21 protein-coding genes and 2 pseudogenes are annotated in these 25,150 nt (G+C 61.6%); 6 read left to right on the top strand and 17 right to left on the bottom strand.

Annotated elements, in window-relative coordinates; translation table 11 throughout:
* Window positions 1–687 (top strand): ABC-type transport auxiliary lipoprotein family protein, encoded by a 687-nt coding sequence (locus tag BI364_RS05360; protein WP_070077861.1) that lies wholly within the window; start codon window positions 1–3, stop codon window positions 685–687.
* Here BI364_RS05360 and BI364_RS05355 read toward each other — a convergent pair.
* Genes BI364_RS05355 through BI364_RS05340 form a run of 4 tightly spaced genes read right to left on the bottom strand, consistent with a single transcriptional unit; the run spans window position 645 to window position 5,650 of the window.
* Window positions 645–1,832, bottom strand: a complete 1,188-nt coding sequence (locus BI364_RS05355) for an MFS transporter (protein WP_070077860.1) — start codon at window positions 1,830–1,832, stop codon at window positions 645–647. The two genes, BI364_RS05360 and BI364_RS05355, sit on opposite strands and share 43 nt — an antisense overlap.
* Window positions 1,829–2,692 carry a 23S rRNA (adenine(2030)-N(6))-methyltransferase RlmJ gene (locus BI364_RS05350; RefSeq protein ID WP_070077859.1) on the bottom strand — a complete coding sequence of 288 codons (864 nt, stop codon included), beginning with the start codon at window positions 2,690–2,692 and terminating at the stop codon, window positions 1,829–1,831. The genes BI364_RS05355 and BI364_RS05350 overlap by 4 nt, the downstream gene beginning before the upstream one ends.
* Window positions 2,693–2,698: 6 nt before the next feature.
* Window positions 2,699–3,799, bottom strand: coding sequence for a chorismate synthase (gene aroC, locus BI364_RS05345; protein WP_070079920.1), 1,101 nt, complete (start codon window positions 3,797–3,799; stop codon window positions 2,699–2,701).
* A gap of 54 nt (window positions 3,800–3,853) precedes the next feature.
* Window positions 3,854–5,650, bottom strand: a complete 1,797-nt coding sequence (locus BI364_RS05340) for an ABC transporter ATP-binding protein/permease (RefSeq protein ID WP_070079919.1) — start codon at window positions 5,648–5,650, stop codon at window positions 3,854–3,856.
* Window positions 5,651–5,804: 154 nt separating this feature from the next.
* Here BI364_RS05340 and BI364_RS05335 point away from each other — a divergent pair, with 154 nt between their 5' ends.
* The 3 genes from BI364_RS05335 to BI364_RS05325 are packed head-to-tail and all read left to right on the top strand — an operon-like array spanning window position 5,805 to window position 8,699.
* Complete coding sequence (locus BI364_RS05335) at window positions 5,805–6,380, top strand: thioredoxin fold domain-containing protein (protein WP_070077858.1); 576 nt, start codon at window positions 5,805–5,807, stop codon at window positions 6,378–6,380.
* A 15-nt stretch (window positions 6,381–6,395) separates the two neighbouring features.
* Complete coding sequence (locus tag BI364_RS05330; protein WP_070077857.1) at window positions 6,396–7,673, top strand: nucleotide sugar dehydrogenase; 1,278 nt, start codon at window positions 6,396–6,398, stop codon at window positions 7,671–7,673.
* A gap of 18 nt (window positions 7,674–7,691) precedes the next feature.
* Entirely contained in the window at window positions 7,692–8,699 is a 1,008-nt protein-coding gene (locus BI364_RS05325) for an NAD-dependent epimerase (protein WP_070077856.1), read from the top strand.
* Window positions 8,700–8,721: 22 nt separating this feature from the next.
* Here BI364_RS05325 and BI364_RS05320 read toward each other — a convergent pair whose 3' ends face one another.
* From BI364_RS05320 to BI364_RS17800, 7 genes are all read right to left on the bottom strand, one after another.
* On the bottom strand, window positions 8,722–9,189 hold the full coding sequence (locus BI364_RS05320; RefSeq protein WP_197495894.1) for an FHA domain-containing protein: 468 nt from the start codon (window positions 9,187–9,189) through the stop codon (window positions 8,722–8,724).
* A 99-nt stretch (window positions 9,190–9,288) separates the two neighbouring features.
* Window positions 9,289–10,476, bottom strand: a complete 1,188-nt coding sequence (locus BI364_RS05315) for a glycosyltransferase family 4 protein (RefSeq protein ID WP_070077854.1) — start codon at window positions 10,474–10,476, stop codon at window positions 9,289–9,291.
* Window positions 10,477–10,538: 62 nt separating this feature from the next.
* Window positions 10,539–11,009: an Rrf2 family transcriptional regulator gene (locus BI364_RS05310; RefSeq protein ID WP_070077853.1), complete on the bottom strand. Its 471-nt coding sequence runs from the start codon at window positions 11,007–11,009 to the stop codon at window positions 10,539–10,541.
* A 62-nt stretch (window positions 11,010–11,071) separates the two neighbouring features.
* On the bottom strand, window positions 11,072–11,239 hold the full coding sequence (locus BI364_RS18260) for a hypothetical protein (protein ID WP_197495892.1): 168 nt from the start codon (window positions 11,237–11,239) through the stop codon (window positions 11,072–11,074).
* A 47-nt stretch (window positions 11,240–11,286) separates the two neighbouring features.
* The gene (locus tag BI364_RS05305; RefSeq protein WP_197495891.1) at window positions 11,287–12,060 is read right to left on the bottom strand and encodes a 2Fe-2S iron-sulfur cluster-binding protein; all 774 of its coding nucleotides are present in this window, start codon (window positions 12,058–12,060) and stop codon (window positions 11,287–11,289) included.
* Window positions 12,061–12,109: 49 nt separating this feature from the next.
* The gene (locus tag BI364_RS05300) at window positions 12,110–12,475 is read right to left on the bottom strand and encodes a group I truncated hemoglobin (protein WP_070077852.1); all 366 of its coding nucleotides are present in this window, start codon (window positions 12,473–12,475) and stop codon (window positions 12,110–12,112) included.
* Window positions 12,476–12,666: 191 nt separating this feature from the next.
* Complete coding sequence (locus BI364_RS17800; RefSeq protein ID WP_156782633.1) at window positions 12,667–12,843, bottom strand: hypothetical protein; 177 nt, start codon at window positions 12,841–12,843, stop codon at window positions 12,667–12,669.
* Window positions 12,844–13,226: 383 nt separating this feature from the next.
* Here BI364_RS17800 and BI364_RS05295 point away from each other — a divergent pair, with 383 nt between their 5' ends.
* Window positions 13,227–13,604 carry a DsrE family protein gene (locus tag BI364_RS05295; RefSeq protein ID WP_070077851.1) on the top strand — a complete coding sequence of 126 codons (378 nt, stop codon included), beginning with the start codon at window positions 13,227–13,229 and terminating at the stop codon, window positions 13,602–13,604.
* A 140-nt stretch (window positions 13,605–13,744) separates the two neighbouring features.
* Window positions 13,745–15,442, top strand: a complete 1,698-nt coding sequence (locus tag BI364_RS05290; protein ID WP_070077850.1) for a methyl-accepting chemotaxis protein — start codon at window positions 13,745–13,747, stop codon at window positions 15,440–15,442.
* Here the strand turns inward: BI364_RS05290 and BI364_RS05285 are convergent.
* The 6 genes and pseudogenes from BI364_RS05285 to BI364_RS05255 form a co-directional block, all read right to left on the bottom strand.
* Window positions 15,388–16,224, bottom strand: coding sequence for a uroporphyrinogen-III synthase (locus BI364_RS05285; protein ID WP_156782632.1), 837 nt, complete (start codon window positions 16,222–16,224; stop codon window positions 15,388–15,390). The genes BI364_RS05290 and BI364_RS05285 overlap by 55 nt on opposite strands.
* 437 nt (window positions 16,225–16,661) lie before the next feature.
* A pseudogene (cysG, locus tag BI364_RS05275) lies at window positions 16,662–18,100 on the bottom strand (siroheme synthase CysG).
* Between the two features lie 41 nt (window positions 18,101–18,141).
* Window positions 18,142–20,795 (bottom strand): annotated as a pseudogene (locus tag BI364_RS05270) (molybdopterin-dependent oxidoreductase).
* A complete protein-coding gene (gene nirD / locus BI364_RS05265; RefSeq protein ID WP_070077847.1) occupies window positions 20,782–21,117 on the bottom strand; it encodes a nitrite reductase small subunit NirD in 336 nt (111 codons plus the stop codon). The pseudogene BI364_RS05270 and the gene nirD overlap by 14 nt, the downstream one beginning before the upstream one ends.
* A gap of 32 nt (window positions 21,118–21,149) precedes the next feature.
* Window positions 21,150–23,597 carry a nitrite reductase large subunit NirB gene (gene nirB / locus BI364_RS05260; protein WP_070079917.1) on the bottom strand — a complete coding sequence of 816 codons (2,448 nt, stop codon included), beginning with the start codon at window positions 23,595–23,597 and terminating at the stop codon, window positions 21,150–21,152.
* A 16-nt stretch (window positions 23,598–23,613) separates the two neighbouring features.
* Complete coding sequence (locus BI364_RS05255) at window positions 23,614–25,002, bottom strand: CmpA/NrtA family ABC transporter substrate-binding protein (RefSeq protein ID WP_070079916.1); 1,389 nt, start codon at window positions 25,000–25,002, stop codon at window positions 23,614–23,616.
* Between the last annotated feature and the right edge of the window lie 148 nt (window positions 25,003–25,150).

Here is a 25,150-nt window from a genome sequence, read left to right as displayed (position 1 = left end):
ATGTCGCCCTCTATACGCCAACTCGCGCCCGTGATCCTCACTTGCCTTGCCACCGTGCTCGGCGGCTGCTCTCTGCTACCCGACCGCCAAGCCACCCAGCAAGTGACGGAATACCGTATAGCACCCCCACTGCCCGGTCCCGTCGCTTGGCACGACGAAGCCCGCTGCCCCGACCTGCGCGTAGCCACGCCCACCGCGGCACCCGGCTTCGAGGGCACCGGCATGCGCTACAGCACCGCGCCCTACCAGATCGCCGATTTCGCCTACCACCGCTGGATCGCCCCACCCGCCGCCATGTTGGCAATGCCCCTGAGCGAAGCGTTGCGCGCGAGCGGTAACTTCAAGCACGTGATCGGCGGCACCACGCCGTCGGTCACTCCGCTGTCGATCGCAACGCACCTGGTCACATTGCTGCAGGTCTTCCACGGTGACCACAGCCGTATTCACCTGATCGTCGACACGACATTGAACGACACGCGCAACGACCACACCCTGGCCACCCGGCGCTTTGACATCAAGGAAGACGTATCGGCACCCAATCCCGTAGCCGGCGTCACCGCGACCAACCTAGCAGTCGAACAGTGGACGCGAGCCGTTAACCATTGGTTGAACCGTCGCGTAGACACAGGTCTATGCAATTCGCCTCAGTACGGCGCCCGCACCGCCGGCGCGGGCAACCCCCAGTAACCGATCGCGGCGCCCAGCAACGCGAACCCGGCGCCGACGAGATAGGTGTCGGCCGGCCCCAAACCACTCCACACGTAGCCACTGACGATGCTGCCGAAGGCGCCGCCTAGGCCGAAGCTCACACTGGAATACAGCGCCTGGCCGCGCCCTTGCAATCGACCCGGAAAATGCTTGTGGATCAATGAGATCGCGGCAGCATGATAGATGCCGTAGCTGGCTGCATGCAGGGTTTGGCCGAACACGAGCAAAGGCAGATCGCGGACCCAGCCAGCAATCAGCACCCAGCGCACGGCGGTGACCAGCGTCGCAAACAGTAGCAGCCGGCGGGCGCCGAAGCGCGGCAGCAGTCGATGCATCAGCAGGAACACGCCAACTTCCGCCAACACGCCCAGCGACCAAAGCACGCCCGTGATTCCCGAGCCATAGCCGTTCTCGCGCAAATAGAGGGTAAAGAAGCTGTAATAAGGGCCGTGGCTTGCTTGCATCAGGAAGCAAACGGCCAAAAGGGCCAGCACGGCGGGCTGACGTACTACCGCGCCCAGTGAGTGGTCGCCCACTACGGTGCCGGTGGCTACCGGTGCGGGTACGCCGAGGCTGGCGATCCAAAGCCACGCCAGCAATCCCACCAGGATGGCCGGCAACCAGGTGATACTGAGCCAGTCGAACAACCAGCCCAGACACAGCGCACTGAGAATGAATCCGATTGAGCCCCACAGGCGCACCAGGCTGTAGTAATGCTCCCCGCGGTGACGCAAATGGCTGAGCGTTACCGCTTCGAACTGCGGCAAGGCCGCGTTCCAGAAGAAGCTGAAGGCCGTTACCACGACAGCTAACCACCAGACGCCATGCCCCAGTGCCACGCCGGCCAGCGCAATGCCGGCCAGCAGTGTGGCCAGCTGAATCACGCCCACGCGTCGCCCGGTACGATCCGCCAGCCAACCCCATAGATAGGGCGCAAATACCTTGGTCGCCATCGGCAGTGCCATCAGCGCACCGATGGCGACCGCACCGTAGCCGAGTGCCTTGAGATAGACGCTCCAGTACGGTACGAAGGCGCCTGTGACGGTGAAATAGACGAGATAGAAGCTCGACAGCCGCCAGTAAGGTACCGCTGCTGCCGATGCCGTCGGTGAGGAAAGGCTCATGCCCTCGGCGCAACCTCGCCCCGTTCTCCGACCAGCGTTCTCACGCAGGCGCCGTCCCGATGCCCATTGAGGCATTCAGAGACCATCGGCAACACCTCGCGCAACTGGGATTCGGTCCCCCAGGGCGGATTGACCAACAACATGCCGCTGCCATACAGCCCAGGACCTTGCGTCGGTGGACCCACACGCAGTTCTGCGGTCAGGATGTCGGGAATGCCGAGATTCTGCACCGTGTCCAGCCAAGGGGCGGCGGGCTTATGGCCGAGCAAGGGATACCAGATGGCGACCAAACCCTGCCGGAATCGATGGTGAATCAGCCTCAATGCCTCAGTCAGTCGCTCGAATTCACCGGCAACCTCGAAGCTCGGATCGATCAGGATCAGACCGCGCCGCTCGCGCGGTGGCAATGCCGCCTTGAGCGCGGCATAACCGTCGCCGCGTAAAACCTGGGCATTTGCATGGTCTGACAGCAGCTCATCAAGTCGAGCGCCGGCTGCGCTATGCGCCTCCACCGCGAGCAAGCGATCGCCCACTCGTAAACGGCCGGCAACAATGAGCGGCGAACCGGGATATTGGGCGAATCTGCCTTCGGTATTGTACGAGGCAACTGCGTCGAGATAGCCATCGATTGCCGGGTGTAGGCCACGATGCGGCCATAGACGACCGATGCCATCGGCGTATTCAGCGAGCTTGCCCGCCATCGCCGAATCCAGCGCATAACCGCCGTCGCCGGCATGGGTGTCCATCACGAAGAAGGGTTTGTCCTTGCGCCGCAAGGCATCGAGCAAGGTGACAAGGATCAGGTGTTTAAGAACGTCGGCATGATTGCCGGCGTGATAACCATGCCGATAGGCGAACATACGGCCTCAGGCCGGGTGCGCCGGGATGTCTGCCAGTGCGGTGTTCACCTCTGCGTTCTGGCCACGGTGGCGCATCAGGTGGTCCATGAGCACGATGGCCAACATCGCCTCAGCGACCGGCGTGGCGCGAATACCCACGCAGGGATCGTGTCGGCCATGGGTCACAATTTCTACCGGCTCGCCCGCGAGATTCACGGTACGTGCCGGCAGGCGCAGGCTGGAGGTCGGCTTGAGGGCCAGGCTGACCTCAATGTCCTGCCCACTGGATATGCCGCCAAGCACGCCGCCTGCATGGTTGCTGAGGAAGCCCGACGGCGTGATCTCATCGCGATGTTCGCTGCCATGTTGCTCAACGCAGGCGAAGCCGGCGCCGATTTCGACGCCCTTGACCGCGTTGATGCTCATCATGGCGTGGGCGATGTCCGCGTCCAGGCGATCGAATACCGGCTCCCCCCAGCCCGGCGGCACGCCACGGGCAACCACGTTGACGCGCGCGCCGATGGAGTCTCCGGACTTGCGCAGCGCGTCCATATAGGCCTCGAGCTCGGGCACCATGGCCGCATCGGGGAAGAAAAACGGATTTTCCTCTACCACGGCCCAATCGAAGCGGGTGGGTTTGTGCGGGCCGAGTTGAGCGAGGTAGCCATGAATGGCGACACCTACTCGATCATGCAGATACTTCTTGGCGATCGCACCTGCCGCCACACGCATCGCGGTTTCGCGGGCCGAGGAACGCCCGCCGCCGCGATAATCGCGCAGGCCGAATTTCTTGTAGTAGGTGTAGTCGGCATGACCGGGGCGAAAGCGGTCGAGGATATTGCCGTAATCCTTGGAACGCTGATCGACATTCTCGATCATCAGCGCAATCGGCGTACCCGTGGTCACGCCCTCGAATACGCCGGAGAGAATGCGTACCGTATCCGGCTCACGCCGCTGGGTGGTATGGCGAGTCTTGCCCGGACGACGGCGTTCGAGATCGGCCTGCAAGTCGGCCTCGTCCAACGCCAGCCCCGGCGGGCAACCATCGACGATGCAGCCGATGGCTGGACCGTGGCTTTCGCCAAAGCTGGTGACGGTGAATGCCTGTCCGATGCGGTTGCCTGCCATGGCGCGCATTGTAGCAGAAGCGCGGCGGATTCAGCCCCCACCGCGCCGCTGCGCTCAGGTTGCGAATTGCGGCTCCGTTCCGGGTGCCGTCGGGTCGATGGCGTTATCTTCCCAGCGCCCTTCAGGCAGCAAATGCAGACGACGCGAGTGAAAGGCGAATAAGGTACTACGATGCCCCACGCTGATCACCGCCATCTCTGGCAACACCTCGCCCAACAACCCATAGAGTGCCAGCTCCGAAGGCTCATCCAGCGCCGAGGTCGCCTCGTCGAGAAACACGTAGGCCGGACGCTGCAGCAATACTCGCGCGAAGGCTACGCGCTGCTGCTCGCCGAGCGAGAGCACGTGTGGCCAGGGCTGCAGCTCACCCATTTGAGGGATCAGTGCAGGCAAACCGACCAGTTCGAGTGCGCGAACCAGATCCGCATCCGGTGTCTTGATACTGCCCGAAGGATAGAGCAGAGCCTCGCGCAGACTACCCAGCGGCAAATAGGGTTTTTGTGGCAGAAACAGGCTGTGCCCCGCACTCGGCAGCGCGATGCGGCCCTCGCCAAACAGCCAAATACCGGCGATAGCGCGCAGCAACGTGCTCTTGCCGATTCCTGAGCGCCCGGTTACCAACACCCGCTCGCCCGGCGCCACCCGCAGATTGAGATCGCTGACGATAGTACCGCCAGAGGGCAGCCTCAAACTCAGATCGGAGACCTCAAGCACGTCCCCAGTACGCCGCTCGATGTGGCCTTCGGTGCGCTGCATGGCCTCGACCTCCTCCATGAAACCCAGGAAGCCTCTCAGTCGATCGGTCACCGCATGCCACTGTGCAAGGCTGTCGTAGCTTGTGGCCAGATAAGCGAAGGAACCTTGCACATTGCCGAAGGCGGAACTGATCTGCATCAGAAAACCCAGCGGCACGGCCTTGGCGAAATAGGCCGAGGCGGCGGCCAGAAAAGGCAGAATAATGGCGAACTGGCTGAAGGAGGCCGTGAACCAGTTGAATCGTTTGCGCATCAGAATCAGGCGTTTGTAGTTCCCGAACACATGGTCGAACCGGTGATCGAACTGCGTCCGCTCCTTGTCCTCGCCACCGTAGAGCGCAACCCCCTCGCTGTTCTCGCGCAGACGCACGAGGCTGTAGCGGAAGTCCGCCTGCAAGCGCTGCTGATGGTAATTGAGGCGGATCAGCGGATTGCCGATAAAGGCTGCCACCCAGGTCCAGGCGATCGCATAGAGCAGCGCCGTCCACACCAGGAAACCCGGTATGTGATGCTCCGCGCCGCCCCAAGGCACGATCACCTTGGCCGACAGCACCCACAGCAAGCCGATGAAGGTGATCAGGTTCAGGATCGCGCTGAGCAGGCCACTGACCAGGTTGCTGGTGTACTGGGCGAAGGCGGACAGATCGTCGGCAATGCGCTGGTCGGGGTTGTCCTGCCCGCGCTTGAACACCTCCATGTGATAGTAGGTACGTGCATTGAGGTAACGGGTCAGGAAGGCACCAGTGAGCCAGCGGCGCCAGCGCAGGTCGAGGAACTGAGTAAGGTAGGTCTGATACACGCTGAGTGCGATGCCGATCGTCGCCAGGATCGCGAACTCGCCCATCAAGCCCCAGAAGGCATCACTCTTATACGTTTGCAGGGCGTTGTAAAAAGTGTTGTACCAATTGGTGATCCGCAGATTGATATAAACCCCGCCGCCGATGGTGACGAGAATCATGATCACCAGCCCGATTGCGGCCCAGCGCTCATCGGACTGAGTGAAGTAAGGTTTAGCCAGACGCCAGACATCGCCGAAGAAACGGCGATCGAAGCGCTGGCGGGAACCGAGGCCTGCATCGGCGGAATATTGGGACATGGCGTCGAATCCTTCCTGTAAGATCGGGGGCGCTTCCAGCGTCGGATTGTAACGAAGCTGCCACGACTCTGCCGACCCGCCAATGGCCAGCGCCGGGCGGCTATGATATACAAGCCCGCCACATCCACCGCGCGATCCTGCGCCCGGAGCCAGCATGCCCTTCCTGCAAAAACCGTACGCCCTCTTTGCCGCCTTCCTGCTGATTGCCGGCCTGGTCGCCTCACCTGCGCATGCCGCTAGCGGGAATCCCGCCATCTCGCTGCTCAAGGACGTGCACAAGGCGGTACAAATCACCGAGGGCAAGGGCGCCAAGACACTGTATATCTTCTTCGACCCGAACTGCCCGTATTGCCACAAGCTCTTCGAGGAACTTCGCCCCTATGTGAAAAGGGACGAAGTGACGGTGCATTGGATAACCGTTGGCATCCTCACCAGCACCAGTCCCGGTAAGGCAGCGGCGATTCTTCAGTCTAAGGATCGTCTGAAGGCCTTCTATCAGAGCGAGCACGATTGGAATTTCGGCGATACGCCCGGCGGCGGTATTGCACCTCTGCAGAACCCCAGCGCGAAGACCCGTCACGAGCTTGATATCAACAATGGCCTACTGGCCGACCACGGCCTCAACGGTGTACCGGTCACACTGTTTGCCACCACCGACGGCTCCGCCTTCTATTTCGAGGGCACACCACCGCCCGACAAATTGGCCGAAATCCTTCAGTATGTGAAATAACCTTGGGAGAAAATCGTGGTCGATCTGACTTCCGTTCGTATTGGCATCGTTGGACTGGGTTACGTGGGGCTGCCACTGGCAGTGGAATTCGGTCGTCATTACCCAACCGCTGGACTGGACATCAAGCCCGAGCGCATCGACGAACTGCGCCGCGGCCATGACAGCACGCGCGAGGTTAGCAAGGAGGAACTCAGCACCAGCACACAGCTCAGCTTCTCCAGTCAACCCGAAGATATGCGTACCTGCAACGTGTTCATCGTGACCGTGCCCACGCCGGTGGATCGTCACAAACGGCCAGACCTCAGCCCTCTTGAGTCCGCCAGCCGCACGGTCGGGAACCTCCTGAAGCCCGGTGACGTGGTGATCTATGAGTCCACCGTCTATCCCGGCGCCACGGAGGAAGTCTGTGTCCCAATTCTGGAAGCCTGTTCCGGCTTGCACTTCAATCGCGATTTCTTCGCCGGCTATAGCCCGGAACGCATCAATCCCGGCGACAAAGAGCACCGCGTCACCAGTATCCGAAAGGTCACTTCCGGCTCAACGCCGGAGGCCGCAGCCTTCGTCGATGCGCTCTATGCCAGCATCATCACGGCGGGGACCCATTGCGCCGCCAGCATCCGCGTCGCGGAGGCTGCCAAGGTGATCGAAAATACTCAGCGCGATGTCAATATCGCCCTGATCAACGAGTTGGCCATGCTGTTTCACCGACTCGGCATCGATACCCAGGAGGTACTTGCAGCCGCCGGCAGCAAGTGGAATTTCCTGCCCTTCCGGCCTGGGCTGGTCGGCGGTCACTGCATCGGCGTGGATCCCTACTACCTGACCCACAAGGCCCAGGAAGTCGGTCATCACCCAGCCATGATCCTGGCCGGGCGACGTACCAACGACGGCATGGGCGCCTACGTAGCGGAACGCGTACTCAAACTGATGACGCAACGCAAACTGCATGTCGTCGGCGCGCGCATCCTGATATTCGGGCTAACCTTCAAGGAGAATTGCCCTGATCTGCGCAATACGCGGGTGATCGACGTGATCGAAGCCTTCCGCGAATTCCACGCCCTGGTCGATGTCTACGACCCTTGGGTAGACCCGGAGGAAGCGATGCACGAATACGGCATTCGCCCCGTCGAGACGCCACAAACGGGAATTTACGATGCCGTTATCCTGGCCGTGTCGCACGACACCTTCCTCGAACGAGGGGCTGCGTATATCCGTGCCCAAGGTCACGAAAACGCTATCGTGTTCGACGTCAAGTCCGTACTGCCGGTCGACAGCGTCGACGGACGACTATAAAACCACCGGGGGAAATTTATGCGCGTACTCATCACTGGTTCGGCCGGCTTCATCGGCTCCGCCCTATCTGCCCGCCTGCTCGAACGCGGCGACGAAGTCATCGGCGTCGACAACCTCAACGACTACTATGACGTCCGCCTGAAGCAGGCCCGGCTCGCACGCATCCAGGGTCACGCCGGCTTTACGGACGAGCGCATCGACATCGCCGACCGCGACGCCATCGCCGCCGTCTTCGCCCGGCACCGCCCCGAGCGCGTGGTCAACCTCGCCGCCCAGGCCGGCGTGCGCTATTCGCTGATCAACCCGCACGCCTACGTCGACACCAATCTGGTCGGCTTCGTCAACATCCTGGAGGGTTGCCGCCACCATGACGTCGAGCATCTGGTTTACGCCTCATCCAGCTCGGTCTACGGCGCCAATACCCACATGCCTTTCTCGGTACACGACAATGTGGACCATCCGGTGAGTCTGTATGCCGCCAGCAAAAAGGCCAATGAGCTGATGGCGCACACTTACAGTCATCTCTACGGCCTGCCGACCACCGGCCTGCGTTTCTTCACCGTCTATGGCCCCTGGGGCCGCCCCGACATGGCCTTATTCATGTTTACGCGCAAGATTCTTGCCGGCGAACCGATCGATGTCTTCAACTATGGGCACCATCGCCGCGATTTCACCTATATCGACGATATTGTCGAAGGTGTCATTCGTACGCTGGATCACGTAGCAACACCGAACCCCGAGTGGTCGGGAGACAACCCGGATTCAGCAACCAGTCTGGCGCCCTACCGCCTCTACAACATCGGGAACAATCAACCGGTGGAGTTGATGCGCTACATCGAGGTACTGGAAGCATGCCTCGGCAGGCAAGCTGAAAAGAATTTATTGCCGCTGCAACCGGGCGATGTACCCGACACCTACGCCGATGTCGAACAGCTCATCGAGGACGTGGATTATCAACCACAGACTCAGATCGAGGACGGTATTCGTCGCTTCGTGGACTGGTACCGCGAATACCATCAGGTTTGAGGGGACACCGAGGACGCGTCGGTCAGATCAACTCGAAGTACAGCAGATCATTGCCCGGCGCATCCGTGACGCGACCCAGCCTGAGGGTCCCGCGGCTGTCGAGCTTGTACTCGCCTGCCTGGACATGCACGTCCGCCGATGCCCCTTCCAGCCGCACATACGTACCGTTCCGGCTGGTGTCCACCAGCAAATAGCCGTCGCCGAGGGATAGAATCACGCCATGATGGCGCGAGACGACCGGTTGATTGATCACGATATCGTTGCCGCTATGGCGTCCGACCCTCAGCTGCCCGTTACGCAATGCGACATCATGCCCCCGAAAACGCAGCTTGAGTACGGGGCGCGCATCCAGTGCCCGTGCGGATCTGGAACGCCGCTCCACGACCCGCCGGCGATTGTGCACCACCATCCGACCGTCACTATCCCGAAAGGGATAATGTACTTTCCGATCCCAGTGCCGCCGTTCGTGATCGCGCCGGTTTTCGCTCACAATCGTATCCTCGCTATGCCATCGGGTGCCGGAGCCACCCGGTTTACATAAATTCCTGCATAGCATAGCCGCGCGTGGGCCAGTTCGTATCCCGCGTCATCACTCGAGGGGGATTCGGGCGTGTACCTTGTCTGTTATTTCATCCTCATGCTTGAGCAAGCGTCGATAGAGCCCAAGCAGTCGCGCCGACATGGCCTCCGCCTGCCAGGACTCGACCAACGCGCGGGAGACCGGCATGAGGTGGTCTCTCAATTCGGCATCCATCAGTCGGCGCATACGCGCGATCAAACCCTCGAGATCCCGTGCGGCGCAGATAAAACCATTCTCCCCGTCGCGGATAATGTCCACCGCGCCGCAGCTATCGCTGATCAATACCGGCAATCCACAGGCCAGTGCCTCCAGCACTACATTGGGGAAGGGATCGTAGAGCGTCGGAAGCACAAGCGCGTCAGCCATACCGTAAAACGGGGCCGTATCGGCTTGCGGACCTGCGAAATAGACACGCGACGCCAAGCCAAGCTTACGCGCCAGACGCCGGTAACGCGGCGTCGCGCGATCCTTGCCCACCACCACAAGGCAACAATGGCTGGGCAGCGCCGCCAAGGCGCGGATAGCTGTGTCCAGTCCCTTGCGCGCGAACCCAGAGCCGACGAACAGATAGACCATTGCGGATTCTGGCACGCCTAGACGCTCGCGCATCTCCTGACGGTAGCGCGTACGCAGTATCGGCGTGAAATACTCGCTATCAACCGCGTTATAAATCACTTCGATACGCGCCTCCGGGACGCCGAAGCATGCGCTGATCTCGTCTCGCACCATGGCCGAATTGCAGATCACTGCCTTGAGCCTCGGGCTCTCAAATAAGCGCCTTTCCGCATGCAGGACATAATGATGATATGGGCTGAGCCATTGCCCGAAGCGTGCGCGCCAACCGCCAGCGGCGGCCCGACGCTGTAGCCAGACGCGATGAACGCCGTCACCCGCGCGATAGACATCGCAGCAGGCGATCCTCTCGTGCGACTGGACCAGATCGAAGCCGCGGGCGTCGACCACCCGGCAAGCGGCCCGCGCGAAGGCCCAGTCGCGCCAAACCCGGCCGAGATGGAACGGGTTGACGCCGATCGTCTCGACACCGGGTTGATGTTGCCAACGACGGGTGATGACCGACAGGCGGGCGCCACGGGCCACCAGGGCCTCAAGTGCGCCAGCCACAAAGCGCTCGGCACCGCCGAAGCGCGTATATCGTTGTCGAATCAATGCAATACGGGGTGACGCAGGTAGGGCCATCCGGGCTCCATCAGTGCTTACGGGTCGGGTATGACAAGGGTGTGCGCGAGACGATCCAGAACTCAGGAACCGTCCAGGGTCACGAGATGAATAACACGCGCACCCTCACCCGGTGATTCGAAACGCTGACGCAACGCCCCGCCATTGGCCACGAGATCAGCCAAAGTCACCCCATCCAACACCTCGAAAAATGCCGCCTTCGCACGGGCCAGTGTACCGACCAGCCCGCAGACGCCGAGAATCGAGCAAGGCGGACTCTGACAATCGATCAGGGTGGTGCCAGGCTCTGTATCCCGCACCACCGCACCGATGACAATCTCGCTGGGCTGATGCGCCAAACGCATACCGCCACCTTTGCCGCGCAGGGTGGCGATATAACCCAGACGGGAGAGGCGGTTGACGATCTTGGCGAGGTGACTACGCGCGATATGCAGGCGATCCGCCAGCTCGTCAATGGTAACGAGCCGGTTCTCCATTGCGCCCAGATACATCAGGACGCGCAGCGAAAAATCAGTGTGTTGAGTAAGATGCATGGCGCCGCGCCGGTAAACTTGACTGGCCAGTATAACGCCCCGGCCAGGCTCACGCTCGGGCGCTAGGTGGGCGTGGCCGCCGGCAGGAAGGCATCTGCGTAGATATCGGCCAACGACGCACCCGCCAGATAGGCACGCTTGCGCATACGCGTGACCAAGTTCGGATCGCCGCAGAAATAGCTCCGCCATCCCTTGAGGCTGGCATGCGCCTCCAGTCCAACCTGGTCCACCGACCCCACCGTAACCGTGCCCGCCGCGGACGGCTCGCCGGATTCCATCACGCAGGGGTGTAGTACAGATTGGCATGACGCGCCGACAGCTCGCGCATGCGCTCCACCAAGTAGAGGCCCTCAAGCGTGCGCGCGCCGTGATACAGATGTATTGGCCCGGTGTGCCCGGCCGCAAGGGCATCGCACACAATGCCGTACAAGGGCGCCAGCCCGGTACCCGTACCGATCAGCAGCATCGCCTGATCGGGTTTTCCCGGCACATAGAAGCAATTGCCGTGCGGCCCCTGAATGCGCAGGCTATCGGTACTGCCGTGACCGGTCATCAACCAGTCGCTCATCGCACCGCCTGGAATGTGACGTACGTGCAGCTCCAGCGCGTCCCCCAAATCCGCACAACCGGCCAGCGAGTAGCTGCGCCGCAGACCATCGTCGCGGATCAGGTTGATGAACTGCCCCCGCCGGTATTCAAACGCCGCCTCGGGCTTAAGCAAGACCCGCATGACGCTGGGGCTAAGCAGCTCTATACCGGTCAGGCTCACTTCCGTTTCGCCCAGTGCGTCATCATCCGGCAGGGCGACCTCAAGATCGCCTTCCGGCCGGCAACAACAGGCCAGGAAATAGCCTTGGCTGCGCAAGGTGTCCTTCAGTCCAGCTTGGGCTGCGGGCGGGACATCGCCCGCCCGCGCCCGCATCAAGCAACTCTGGCAAACTCCGCTACGGCAAGCATTGGGGATCTGAACACCCACACGCTCCAATGTCTCCAGCACGCTTTCGCTTGGCAGCGCCACGTGCTCCTGTCCGGCATAGCGGATATCGGTCATGAGTTTGCTTCCCTGCTGACGTGAATCGGGCGTTCCTGGAATCGCAGGATCAGCGGTTCAGGACGTCGTTGCGCGTCGATTCAGCGACCGATGCCACCTGCGCGATCAATGCTTCCGGCACGTTGAGTTCACGCAGCGACTCACCGATCAGCTGGATGATCACATCGACATGGGTATCGTTCAGCCCACGGTCGACCAGATGCTTGTGCCCCTCTCGCATATCGCGCCCGGTATAGCTATGCGGCCCTCCAAAGGCCATGGTCAGAAAGGCCTTCTGCTTTGCGGCCTGCCCTTCCATGTCGGTGTCATCGAAGAAACCGTTGACCCGGTCGTCCGCCAGAACCTTGCGATAGAAAATGTCGACCGTAGCATCCACCGCCTTGTCGCCACCCAACTGTTCATACAGATTGTTCATCCTTACATACTCCTCAGCGTTGTCACCATCAAAAGGTGCATCGAAGATACATGTTTTGATCCGGCAAGGTCAACTCAGTTTTGCTTCGAAATATCAAATGCCTGGATAAACCGAAAAACTCGCAGACCCGGCGATCGCCACACCGGGCCTGCGACGTTGAAGTGGCGTAATCGGAGGGCGAGGCCTTCCGGTCAACCCTCTTGGGTGCGTACGCCGACGAAGCCCAGCCAGGACATGAAGGCCAGGATGATGGTCAACACCCCGGTACCGATCGCTCCGGTGGTCAAACCCGTCGTAGCCAGAACACCTGTGGCAATGGCCAGTCCGATAATGGTTAACAGTACAATTACGGTGCTCACGAGCGACATCGTTGATCTCTCCTTAAACAGATGGGTGATAAGCCCGCGGCGAAGTCGTAACCCTCCGCCGCAGGCCGGCCGTCTTGGCGGCCTTGAGCGCACTACAGCCAGCACATGACCGACTGTCCGAATCTAGACATTCTATGCGTGGATAAAGTTCATGGACTTGGCTCAGGGGGAACCAAATCATCCGGTATTTGCCTATATTCACATGTGCTGAACAAGAATCCCCCGAAAGCTGGTCAGGCATCTTATCCATCGTCCACTCGGCGCAAAGGTGGATGCAGGCCATACGAAATCTGCCCGATTCCTCTACTCGGCATGTCGCGCGCCACTCCACATGAAGGTGGTTCGCACGTTTATCGATTCTCCACACCCGCAGGAGGCACAACATGGCTGACTCACAAGCAGCAGATCTGGTGATTATTCTGATCACCGGCCCCGAAAACCCCAAACGGCTACCCTCCGCCTTTTTTCTGGCCTCCACCGCCGCCGCCATGGAGCAAAACGTCATCATGTACTTCACCGGCCCAGCCACCGAGCTGCTGAAAAAAGGCGTGGCCGAATCCATCCACCCGCTTGAGGGCGGCAACAGCATCGCCGACTTTATGAAGCTGGCCGAAGACAATGGCGTGCGTGTGATCGGCTGCGCGCAATCATTGGATCTCAACGGCATGACTGTTGACGATCTGACCAAGAGTCTGCCCTTGCTGACGCCGAGTCAGGCCCTACCTGCATTGGGCGAGGCTGGCCGCGTACTCACCTGGTAGAGCACCGGCATTCGCATCGCGGCCACGCCGCGGTGCGCTCTATACCCCCATACAGAACATGTTTATACTCGCGCACCTCAATGGTCGCGCGGCGCGTGCCCGTGGCCACGGCACTGACCAACTGGCGCTAACACACCGGCATGAAGCGAAACCTCCCGATCAGCGGCCGCGAACAGTCCTTCGCGCCCGACGAGCAACTCATCTCATCCACTGACACGGCCGGCGTGGTCACCTACGCCAACGAGGTCTTCCTCAAAGTCGCCGGCTTCAGTGCCGATGAACTCGTTGGCAAGAGCCATAACCTCGTGCGCCACCCCGATATGCCGCAAGCGGCATTTGCCGACCTGTGGCACACGGTCAAATCCGGCCACCCTTGGATGGGCGTCGTGAAAAACCGCTGTCACAACGGCGACCACTACTGGGTCGATGCCTATGTCACGCCTGTCTACGAACAAGGTCGCCTGAGCGGCTACGAGTCCGTGCGCGTCCGACCGCAAGCGGCGGACCGCGCACGCGCCGAAAAACTGTATCGAGTACTCGGCAGCCCTACGGATGGGCGGGGTGCGGACACGCGAACCGCCGGTGCCCGTCTGACTCGCCTCATGCGCCGCTCCCCGTTGCACCGCATGGGCACGCGCATTGCCGCGGTCAATGGAGGGCTGTTCTCGCTACTGGCCATCGGCGAAATAAGTGGGCTGACACGGACAGCTGCGACGGGTGCGGCCTTCGTCCTGGGAATGATTTCCGTTTTTGCGACCATCGGCCTGCTCGCCCCGCTACGCCGGACCGTCTCACGAGCACGACGCATTGTGGACAATCCGGTGATGCAGGCGGTCTATACCGACCGACGCGACGAATCAGGCGAGATAGAATTGGCCTTTCGGCTACTCGAGGCAGGACAGCGCACCGTACTCGGTCGCATCCAGGAACATGCCCGCCATCTACACCGGTCATCGGGCGATTCCGCCGAAATCCTCGCCCAGACCGTGCGCGGTATCGAGGAACAGCAGACACAGATCGAATCGGTCGCCACGGCGGTTAACGAGATGGCCGCCACCGTGCAGGAGGTAGCACATAACACCACCGAAGCCGCACAGTCGGCCGGACGGGCGCGCGAAGCAACCGCCCGCGGGCGCGGCGTCGTCAATACCAGCCGCGACACCATCACTCGCCTCGCCGAGGAAATCGCCGACGCGGGGCGCGTCATGCAGCGACTGAATGCCGACAGCGCGCGTATCGGCGACGTGGTCGATCTGATCAAGGAAATTGCGGATCAAACCAATCTGCTGTCACTCAACGCCTCCATCGAAGCTGCACGTGCCGGCGAACACGGTCGTGGTTTCGCCGTGGTTGCCAGCGAAGTCGGTGCGCTCGCAAAACGCACCGCCTCCGCGACCGCCGACATTCAGGACATGATCGAACAACTGCAGCACACGGTCGGCGAAAGCACCGAGAATTTAAAGGCCAACGAACGCCTTGCCCGCCAAGGAGTGGATGAAACCGCCGGAGTCGTCGATGCCCTCGGCGCCATCGACGGCGCGGTCACCATCATAGGCGACATGACCGCCCAGATTGCGATCGCCGGCGAGCAGCAGAGCAAGGTCGCCGAAGAGATCAACCGTCGGGTAACCGCAATTCGCGATACCGCCGAAATCACGTGCGAGGCCGCGCAGCGAACAGAAACCCGAGCACGCGGACTGATCAGCTTGGCAGATGAACTCGGTGCACTGGTGATACGCTTCGGAGGGCAATCCGAAGCCCCCGAGCGGATCGTGCAACGCCCTCAGGGCGCCGTAAATTTCGCCGCGATAGCATCGACCAATGGGCGCATGAAATAACGCGCCTCCGGCACCACATCGACATGCACGCCGCGGCTGTCCAGCAGATCCGCCACCACCGGGCCGATGGCCGCAATCAACATCCCGGCCATTGCCGTACGCAGCGCCTCTTCGCGGCCATGCTCGTGTGCCAGATCGAGCAAGCGTCTGACCTGTGGCTGGCTGGTGAAGGCAATCGCATCCACCTGCCCTCCGGCAAGGGTATCGATCAGATCGAGCACACGAACATCGTCCATTTCACTGGCGTAAATGTAGGGCGCGACGGGCATGGGCTCCAGGCCACGCGCGCGCAACGCGTTCTGCAACGGTAGATTGGGCTCACTCCCGTAAAGCTGTACCGCCACCCGGTCGGTGACGAATTCCAATGTCGCCAGTGTCTCGATCACCCCAGCGGTCGTCGGCTTCACACTCACCACGTCGCTGACCAGCCCGATCTCGCGCAGGGCGCGTCCCGGCTTGGGTCCGCGCGAGATCTTGCGCACCCTCGCCAGCTTTGCCTCGAAGGCCGGGCGCATGTAGTGCCGCTCCGCGGCGTCCAGCAGGCGCGAAACACCTTCACCGGTCAGCAGGATCAGATCCCGCACGGTATCGTCGTGAATGAAATGCTTGAGCCAGGTCGCTACCGAAATCTGATCCGGCGTATCCAGAATGGATACCAGTGGGCATCGGATCACTTGCGCACCACGCCGCTCCAGTAGCCCTGCCAGCACATCCAGTTGGCGGGTTTCCGGCAGCGCGATACAGCGGCCATCGAACCCTTCCAGCGCATTCGGATCAATCATCGGCACATACTCCACAATCACCATCGACATATCTGAAAAATCGAAACCCGAATCCATTAGCGCATTCGGAGCCGTAGAGTGCCATGTCTGTGTCGTGCCGGATGAATTCGCTTTCCCCGACACGACACCAGGGACTTGCAGCTCCAAAATCCGCTTGGGTGTGGCCTGGATTATTCACCCCCTTTTCCTCGACGGAAATCACTTCGGTTCAAAACAGCGCCCTCTCTGCACGATCCGTTCGCGCGGACAAGGTATTTCGCAGGCAGCGCAATGGCGAAACCCATCGCCCACCAATCCACGCATAGACACCGCGCTCCGCGAATGACACCGTACGCGGACTGAAATCCGTGCGGCCCGCCGATTGCCGCAGATTCGGCCGGTGTCATCGCGTGTCCACGGCGCTGGAATTCGGGATCGCAGGCCTCATGATAATTGCCTTATGCCACCTCGCTGTGCAGCGCCTCGGCAACCGCGGTACAGGGTGGGCGATCAAATGAGGACTGTCCGGGTGCCGCGCCCTCATACCAGCCGAGACGTTCACGCAAGGCTACCACCTCGCCTACGATTACCAGGCTTGGCGATCCGGCCGTGGCCGCCAGCGACGGTAGCGTGGTCAGATTGCCGGCGTGGACCCGCTGGCCAGGCGTCGTGCCTTGCTCCACCAGCGCAGCCGGCGTATCGGCCGACATGCCATTCGCGATCAGCCGCTCGCAGATTTCGGACAGGTTGGCCAACCCCATGTAGAACACCAGTGTCTGCCGCGCCATCGCCAGTCCAGCCCAATCAAGATCCAGGCGATCATCACGCGTGTGCCCAGTCACGAAGCGCACGCTAGTAGCGCAATCGCGATGCGTCAGCGGGATACCGGCATAAGCTGCGCAGCCGCTGGCTGCGGTCACCCCTGGCACGACCTGGAAGGGGATATGGGCGGCAGCCAGGCGCTCGATCTCCTCGCCGCCGCGTCCGAAAATGAAGGGATCCCCCCCTTGAGACGTAACACGCGCTTGCCCTCCGTTGCGAGCCGCACCAGCAGTTCGCTGATCGCCTCCTGCGGCAACGCATGATCACTTGCGCGCTTGCCAACGAAAACACGCTCGGCTTCACGGCGCGCAAGCGCGAGTATTTCTGGGCCGACGAGGCGGTCGTAAACAATCACATCCGCCCGCTGCAACAGCCGCAAGGCCTTGAGCGTCAACAATTCCGGATCCCCCGGTCCTGCACCCACCAACCAAACCTCGCCGCCCTGACCCTGTACCCCCTCGTCAACCGCCGCAGATAACGCCTGTGCAAGACATGCCTCGGCTCCGACCGTATCCCCAGCCAAGGCAAGCGAGGCAACCTGTCCCTCCAATGCATCCTCCCAGAAGCGACGACGCGCCAATGGCGAGCTCAGACGCCGTTTAACCTCACCGCGCCAACCACCGAGCAGGCCGGCCAAACGGCCCCAGGTATGCGGTATGAATGTTTCCAGTCGGGTCTTGAGATGGCGTGCGAGTACCGGTGCGGTTCCACCGCTCGATACCGCAATGGTTACCGGGGCTCGGTCGATCACCGCCGGTAGGATAAAACTGCATAGCGCCGGCTGATCGGCCACGTTCACCGGCAGGCTGCGGCTGCGCGCCGCCGCGTACACGCGCCGATTGACGCCGGCATCATCCGTCGCGGCAATTACCAGCATACGACCGGCAAGATGGCGAGCCGCGAAGGATTCCGCCAGCCAGATCATCCGTCCCGCCGACTGCTGTTCAAGCAATTCCTTGCAAGCCTCGGGCGCTACCAAGGTGACCTTGGCGCCTGCTTCCAGCAGCAGACCAGCCTTACGCACCGCCACGGACCCGCCGCCAACCACAAGGCAGTCGTGCCCCTGTACGTCCATGAAAATCGGTAAATGCCTCATGCGACCTCCTCGTCGTCCGCTCAGGCGCTCCGTTGCGCCTGAGCCAGAATTTCCCGCAGCTCCGGGATACAAGAGCCACAATTGGTACCTGCCTGCAAGGCTTCCCCAATGGCTTCAACACTGGTCAGACCCTGTTCGCCTATGGCCTCCACCAGAGTGTTGAGCCCCACGTTGAAGCAGGCACAGACCTGCCGCCCGGTGACCCGCATGCCGGTGACCGGACGCCCGGCGAGCAAGCTCATGCGCGCCACGTCATCGAGATAATCTTCCGCAAACATCTGCCCCAGCCAACTGCGCTCCGGAAGGCCCGCGGGCGCCACGAAGAACACCAGCTCCAGACGCCCGTCACGCAGGCGTGCGCAGCGATAACGCCCAGCTGCCGGATCGGCGTACTCCATCCATTCTCCTGGCCCGAGCAAGTGCGCCTGCACCCACTGTCCCCAGTCTCCTGGCGAAGCCTCGTCGGCCAGCTCGTAGCGATGAAAACCGCGGCTGGGAATGTGTACCCGATACTCGCCCAACGGCAGGGTTTGTGGCGAACGACTGAGCAGAAAACCCTCCCAGAGCGGGCGGAAGGGCTCCACACGCACCGGGGCATGCTTGAATTCGGGTTGCCCGGAGATCGGATCGGTGACGGCAGCGGTCAACGCATTGGCGCGCGCGTTGCGTGCGTAGACTTCGTTCCAATGCATGGGTACGAAGACCGATCCGGGCCGTTGCGCCGGATCAAGCTTGACCCGTGCCAGCAAGCGCCCTTGCGGACTGATCACCCGTGCGAGGCTACCGTCGCTCAGGTGCCAGAGATCGGCATCCAGCGGATGGATCTGCACGAAGGGCTCCGGCAGGTGGGTGGTCAGCCGTGACGTGCGTGCCGTACGCGTCATGGTGTGCCACTGATCCCGGATACGTCCCGTATTCATTATCAGCGGATATTCATCGCCTGCGGCCACCACCGGTGCGCGCGGGGTTACCGGCAGCAGGCGAGCACGCCCATCGGCCGTCGGGAAATACCCGTCGGCAAACAATCTTTCGGTACCCTCCGGATGCTTCGCATTGACCGGCCACTGCACCGGCGCCAAGGCATCATACTGTGCGTCGCTAATGCCCGCGAGCGCGCCGATATCGAATACTCGGCGACCTTCATTTTCGAATGCAGAGAGCGCGGCATGCTCGCGGAAAATGTCCGCCGGCGAACGATAGGAGAAGCCATCGCCGTGCCCTAACCGCCGCGCCACTTCAGTGATAATCCACCAATCCGGGCGCGCCTCTCCCGGCGGCGCAACAAAGGCACGCATACGCGAGATACGACGTTCGGAATTGGTTACCGTACCGTCCTTCTCACCCCAGGTTGCCACTGGCAGGAGTACGTCGGCGAAAGCTACCGTGTCGCTGCCACGTACGCAATCGCTAACAATCACGTGCTCGCAAGCCTGCAGGGCCGCACGCACTCGGTCGGCATCCGGCATGCTCACGACAGGATTGGTCGCCATGATCCAGACCGCCTTGACCCGGCCATCGGCCACTGCCTCAAATAAATCGACTGCCTTGAGGCCCTGAGCATCGGCCACCGCCGGCACACCCCAGAAGCGACTCAAGCGATCGCGTGCATCGGCGTCGTCGATATCCATGTGCGCGGCCAGCTGATTGGCGAGCCCGCCCACCTCACGCCCCCCCATCGCATTGGGCTGCCCAGTCAGCGAAAACGGTCCCATGCCGGGCCGACCGATACGGCCCGTAGCCAGATGACAATTGATCAGGGCGGCGCCCTTGTCGACCCCGCTGCTGGATTGATTCAAACCCTGCGACCACATCGTGACGACTTTCTCGGTCCGCAGGAACAAGCGGAAAAATTCGCCCACCTGCGCCACCGGCAGCTCGCAGGCCGCAGCCACGGCCGGGATCGACGGCGCGGCGGCACGCGCAGCCTCTAGTGCCGCCTCCGCCCCGCCCGTGTGTGCGTTCAGGAAATCCTGATCAAGGCCGCCCTCGCGAGCCAGATAGCTGAGCAAACCGTTGAACAGCCAAGCATCCGCACCAGGCCGCAGGGCCAGATGCAAGTCGGCGATATCGCAGGTTGCGGTGCGTCGCGGGTCGATGACAACCACACGCAGAGCGGGTCGGCGACGCTTCTCAGCCACGATGCGCTGATACAACACAGGGTGCGTCCAAGCCGCATTGGAGCCTGCCAGCACCAGCAAATCGGCCTCTTCGAGGTCTCGGTAGCTGCAGGGTACCGCGTCCTCGCCCAGGGCACGCTTGTAGGCAGCCACGGCAGAGGACATGCATAGGCGTGAGTTGGTATCAATGTTCGACGCGCCGATGAATCCCTTCATCAACTTGTTGGCGACATAATAATCTTCGGTGAGCAGCTGACCGGAGACATAGAAGGCCACAGCTTGTGGTCCATGCGCTTCGATGACCGTGCGCAAACGCACGGCGACTTCATCGAGCGCCTCGTCCCAGCTCGCCTGCGCACCATTGATCTCTGGATGGCACAGACGATCAGCTTCCCCAGGGTTTCACCCAGGGCCGCGCCCTTGGAACATACGCGGCCCAGATTGGCGGGATGCGTCGTATCCGGCTGCACCTCCACCGTGACCCCGGGGCGTACCTTGAGGCCACAGCCCACGCCGCAGTAGGGACAAATGGTGGCGATCGCCTCAGCCATGAGCAGCTTCCGCAGCGCTGTCCAGCTCCAGCCAGATACGCCCATCTTCAACGCGGGTGGCGTAGCAGGTGGTGGTGCCGCTATCCGGAGCGACGGCCTCTCCCTGGTCCAGCTCGATCACCCAGTTGTGCAGCGGGCAGGTCACCCGATGGCCATGCACGATGCCTTCTGACAAGGGGCCACCGCGATGCGGACAACGGTTGTGCAGCGCAAACACCGCGTCGTCGCTAGCCCGGAACACCGCGATTTCCTCGTCCCCATGGGCAACGATCCGCGAGCCCAAACGCGGAATCTCGGTCAACGCGGCGATCTCGATCCATTGTTTCATCGGTTCACTCCATCAAAAAATCGATGCACTGCTCAGGCACTGATACGGTTGAGCGGGCGATATTCGTTCGCGTCCGTGCCTTCGGCACGCTCCAACCAGGGGTCGTGTTGCGCGTACTGCTGCGACTCGGCAAAGCGCCGCGCCAGAACCTTGCGCCCTACCTCGTCCTCGACCACTTTCTGTTTCACCAGACTCAACCCAACGCGCTCGATCCAGGGTGCCGTACGTTCCAGATAGCGGGCGGTTTCACGGTAGTACTGTATGAAGGCGGCGGTATATTCGTGTACTTCCGCCTCGCTGGCGACCTTGCACAGAAAATCAGTCGCACGCACCTTGACTCCGCCGTTGCCACCCACGTGCAACTCGTAGCCAGAATCCACACAGACCACACCCAGATCCTTGATCGTGGCCTCGGCACAGTTGCGCGGACAACCGGACACGCCGATCTTGAATTTATGCGGCGTCCAGGTGCCCCAAGTCTGCTGCTCAAGCGCGATACCCAGCCCCGTAGAGTCCTGGGTACCGAAGCGGCACCATTCAGAACCCACACAGGTCTTCACCGTGCGCAAGGCCTTCCCATAGGCGTGGCCGGAAACGAAGCCGGCACGCGACAAATCGCCCCACATCGCCGGCAGATCGCCCTTCTTCACGCCCAACAGGTCGATGCGCTGGCCGCCGGTGATCTTGACCGTGGGCACCTGATACTTCTCCGCCACCTCGGCGATGGCACGCAGCTCGGCAGGCGTGGTCACGCCACCCCAGATACGCGGCACCACGGAATAGGTACCGTCTTTCTGGATGTTGGCGTGCACCCGCTCGTTGATAAAACGCGCCCGACTATCGTCCTCGTACTCGCCCGGCCAGTTCATCAACAGGTAGTAATTGAGCGCCGGACGGCAGGTATGACAACCATCCGGCGTTGACCAAGCCATGGCCTCAAATACTGCCGGCATGGTCTTGAGTTCACGGGTATGGATGGCCTCGCGCACCTCGTCGTGTGTGTGCTCGGTGCACGGACAGATGGATTGCTTCGATGGCGTCTGCGAATAATCACCACCTAGCGTACTGGCCAGCAGCGACTCCACCAGGCCGGTGCACGAACCGCAGGAATTGCTCGCCTTGGTATGCGCACGCACTTCCTCCAGAGTGAACAGCTTCTTTTCGGTGATGGCCTGGACGATCTCGCCCTTGCACACGCCGTTGCAACCGCAGATTTCGGCGTTGTCGGGCAATGCGGTGATACGAGAAGTTTCATCACCATGGCCCGCGTCTCCGATGTGTGCCTGCCCGAACAGAAGATGCTCGCGCAGATCGGTGATGTCTGACTCGTCGCGCATCAGCTGGAAATACCAGGCGCCGTCGAGGGTATCGCCGTACATCACGGCACCCTTGATACGGTTGTCGCGGATCACCAATTTCTTGTACACGCCGCGCGCGGCGTCCTGCAGCACCATTTCCTCGCTGCTGTCGTCGCCATTGAAGTCACCGGCGGAAAAGAGATCGATGCCGGTGACCTTGAGTTTGGTCGATGTCATCGATCCACCGTATTTGGCGATACCGTATTCGGCCAAGTGATTTGCGCAGACCTTGGCCTGTTCGAACAAAGGCGCAACCAGGCCGTAGACGCTGCCGCGATGCTGTACGCATTCGCCCACCGCGTAGATGCTCGGATCGAAGGTCTGCAGCGTATCGTTGACCAGGATGCCCCGCTCGCAATAAAGCCCGGACTGCTGCGCCAGCTCGATGTTCGGGCGAATACCGACCGCCATCACCACGAGGTCCGCGGGTAGCTCGCTGCCGTCCTGAAAACGCACCCCGGTGACCCGCTCGTCACCCAGCACCTCGGTGGTCTGCGCCTGCAGGCGGAAGTGCATGCCTCGCTCCTCCAGCGAGCGCATCAACAACCCCGCCGCCGCCTCATCGAGTTGGCGCTCCATCAACGTGGCCAGTAGGTGAACGACCGTCACCTCCATGCCCTGCTTCATCAGACCGTTGGCGGCCTCAAGACCGAGCAAACCGCCGCCGATCACCACCGCGCGTCGTCCCGTACGGGACGACGCAAGCATCGTGTCGACATCGTGGATGTCTCGGAAGGCAATCACACCGCGCTTGTCATGTCCGGGCACCGGGATGATGAACGGCTTAGAACCCGTCGCGAGGATCAATCGGTCGTAAGGCGCCTCGGTACCGTCCTCTGCAATGGCACATCTACGTACCCGGTCGATACGCGTCACCCGCTTACCCTTGTGCAGGGTAATACCGTGCTCTGCATACCAATCGTCATCGTTGAGCATAATGTCATGGACGGTCTTCTCTCCCGCCAGCACTGGCGAGAGCATGATCCGGTTGTAATTGCCATAGGGTTCGTCGCCGAACACCGTGATTTCGTACATATCGGGCACGAGCTTGAGCAGCTCTTCCAGCGTGCGTATGCCCGCCATGCCATTGCCGATCAGTACCAGTCTTTGCTTGCGTGTCATCTCGATATCTCCCGAATCAGGATGCGCCGTCACTGGCCTTGCCCGCTGTCCTGGCAGGTCGTGACGGCTGAAATTGGTTCATGTGCCGAAGAGTTTCCAGTGTGACCCTGGGCGTGGCGACCTCGAAGGATTCCAGATAACCCGCGGGGTCCTGCGGATCGAATCGACCTCCATCGCAGAAGGCATCGGCCCCCATTCGCAACGGCTCCGGCACGGCCTGCGCCAATTGCCATTCACCGGCGTGCAATCCCTCTGGCTTGTAATCGATCAGCGGACAGGACCATCCGAAAGCCGCAGCAGCCTCCCGGTAATACTCCGGGCGATATGCCATCTCAGCCACGGCGGTCATGTCATATGCCGTATCGACCTGCCCCCAGCGATAGATCTGGGTGACGAACCACAGGGCGTGCGAACGCCACGGAAACATCGCGGCATGCCGCTGGAACACATTGAAATTGGGGTGAGGAACAGCCGATTCGCCAGGGTCGTAAATCATTTGTTCGGTCAACGGCAGGCGCAGCAGCGCCTCCTTGACGCCGACATATTCCGATCGGGCCAGCAAGGCTGCTGCCTGCTCCCGATGATCGGGATCGTCCAGCCACTGCCCGGCGCGCATCAAGGCGCGCACCAACGCACGCAAGGTCAACGGATGGCGCTCGGCCCACTCCTGCGTCACGCCCAAGACCTTTTCCGGTTTGTGGCGCCAGAGCTGGTCGCTGGTGATCAGGACATGACCATGCCCCCCCTGTACTGCCACGCTGTTCCAGGGCTCGCCCACACAGAATCCGTCGATTTCCCCTGCACGCAGACGAGCTACCATCTGCGGCGGCGGAATCACCACGATCCGCACGTCACGGTCGGGGTCGATGCCAGCGGCAGCCAGCCAGTAGCGCAACTCGTAGTTATGGCTTGATACGGGATAGACCACCGCGAAGGTCAATGGCGGCCGACCCGTGCGACGGTCGCTTTCGATAAGCGTACGCAAGACACCGGCCGTACGCGGCCGATGCCGGACGGCCTCGGCATCAACCTCGCGCATGCGCTCGAACAACCGCCGCGATACCGTGATCGCATTGCCGCCCAGTCCCAGGCTGAGAGCCGCTATCAATGGCCGCCGTACCGCAGTGATGCCGAGTTGACTGGCAACCGGCATGCCGGCAAGCATCTGTGCACCATCAAGCGCGCCCATCATGACCTTATCGCGGATATTCGCCCACGAGGGTTCACGCGAGAGGGTCACCTCCAGATGCTCGTCCGCGAACATGCCCAACTCGCGTGCGACCACCAAGGGCGCACAATCGGTCAGTGGCACAAAACCGAGCGTCAACTCACGCTGTTCCAGATCCTCTCCCGGCCGATTGCCGAGACTCAGCCGAGGTCGCCCGTTCGCACTTTTATCCACCATGCCAAACCGCTCCATTCAGGCCAAAAAAAAGCGTCGCTCCGTTCATGCCACGCATGAACGTCACGACGCCTTTGTCGAATACACTCGATCTCATGGTAACCGGATCGGTAGCCCGCCGTTGGGCGCCATTCCAGCTTTACACGCTTGT

Origin of the sequence: Acidihalobacter yilgarnensis, assembly GCF_001753245.1 — a bacterium.
GTDB lineage: Bacteria > Pseudomonadota > Gammaproteobacteria > DSM-5130 > Acidihalobacteraceae > Acidihalobacter > Acidihalobacter yilgarnensis.
Note: the sequence above shows the minus strand (reverse complement) of the source record. Positions and strands in the feature narration are given on the sequence as shown.

Coding starts and splice junctions, on each gene's coding strand:
- BI364_RS05315 (WP_070077854.1), bottom strand. CDS start 10,476: ATGGCCCTACCTGCGTCACCCCGTATTGCATTGATTCGACAACGATAT.
- BI364_RS05350 (WP_070077859.1), bottom strand. CDS start 2,692: ATGTTCGCCTATCGGCATGGTTATCACGCCGGCAATCATGCCGACGTT.
- BI364_RS05310 (WP_070077853.1), bottom strand. CDS start 11,009: ATGCATCTTACTCAACACACTGATTTTTCGCTGCGCGTCCTGATGTAT.
- nirD (WP_070077847.1), bottom strand. CDS start 21,117: ATGAAACAATGGATCGAGATCGCCGCGTTGACCGAGATTCCGCGTTTG.
- BI364_RS05290 (WP_070077850.1), top strand. CDS start 13,745: ATGAAGCGAAACCTCCCGATCAGCGGCCGCGAACAGTCCTTCGCGCCC.
- BI364_RS05325 (WP_070077856.1), top strand. CDS start 7,692: ATGCGCGTACTCATCACTGGTTCGGCCGGCTTCATCGGCTCCGCCCTA.
- BI364_RS17800 (WP_156782633.1), bottom strand. CDS start 12,843: ATGTCGCTCGTGAGCACCGTAATTGTACTGTTAACCATTATCGGACTG.
- BI364_RS05300 (WP_070077852.1), bottom strand. CDS start 12,475: ATGAACAATCTGTATGAACAGTTGGGTGGCGACAAGGCGGTGGATGCT.
- BI364_RS05355 (WP_070077860.1), bottom strand. CDS start 1,832: ATGAGCCTTTCCTCACCGACGGCATCGGCAGCAGCGGTACCTTACTGG.
- BI364_RS05340 (WP_070079919.1), bottom strand. CDS start 5,650: ATGTCCCAATATTCCGCCGATGCAGGCCTCGGTTCCCGCCAGCGCTTC.
- BI364_RS05335 (WP_070077858.1), top strand. CDS start 5,805: ATGCCCTTCCTGCAAAAACCGTACGCCCTCTTTGCCGCCTTCCTGCTG.
- aroC (WP_070079920.1), bottom strand. CDS start 3,799: ATGGCAGGCAACCGCATCGGACAGGCATTCACCGTCACCAGCTTTGGC.
- BI364_RS05295 (WP_070077851.1), top strand. CDS start 13,227: ATGGCTGACTCACAAGCAGCAGATCTGGTGATTATTCTGATCACCGGC.
- BI364_RS05360 (WP_070077861.1), top strand. CDS start 1: ATGTCGCCCTCTATACGCCAACTCGCGCCCGTGATCCTCACTTGCCTT.
- nirB (WP_070079917.1), bottom strand. CDS start 23,597: ATGACACGCAAGCAAAGACTGGTACTGATCGGCAATGGCATGGCGGGC.
- BI364_RS05285 (WP_156782632.1), bottom strand. CDS start 16,224: ATGATTGATCCGAATGCGCTGGAAGGGTTCGATGGCCGCTGTATCGCG.
- BI364_RS05255 (WP_070079916.1), bottom strand. CDS start 25,002: ATGGTGGATAAAAGTGCGAACGGGCGACCTCGGCTGAGTCTCGGCAAT.
- BI364_RS05305 (WP_197495891.1), bottom strand. CDS start 12,060: ATGACCGATATCCGCTATGCCGGACAGGAGCACGTGGCGCTGCCAAGC.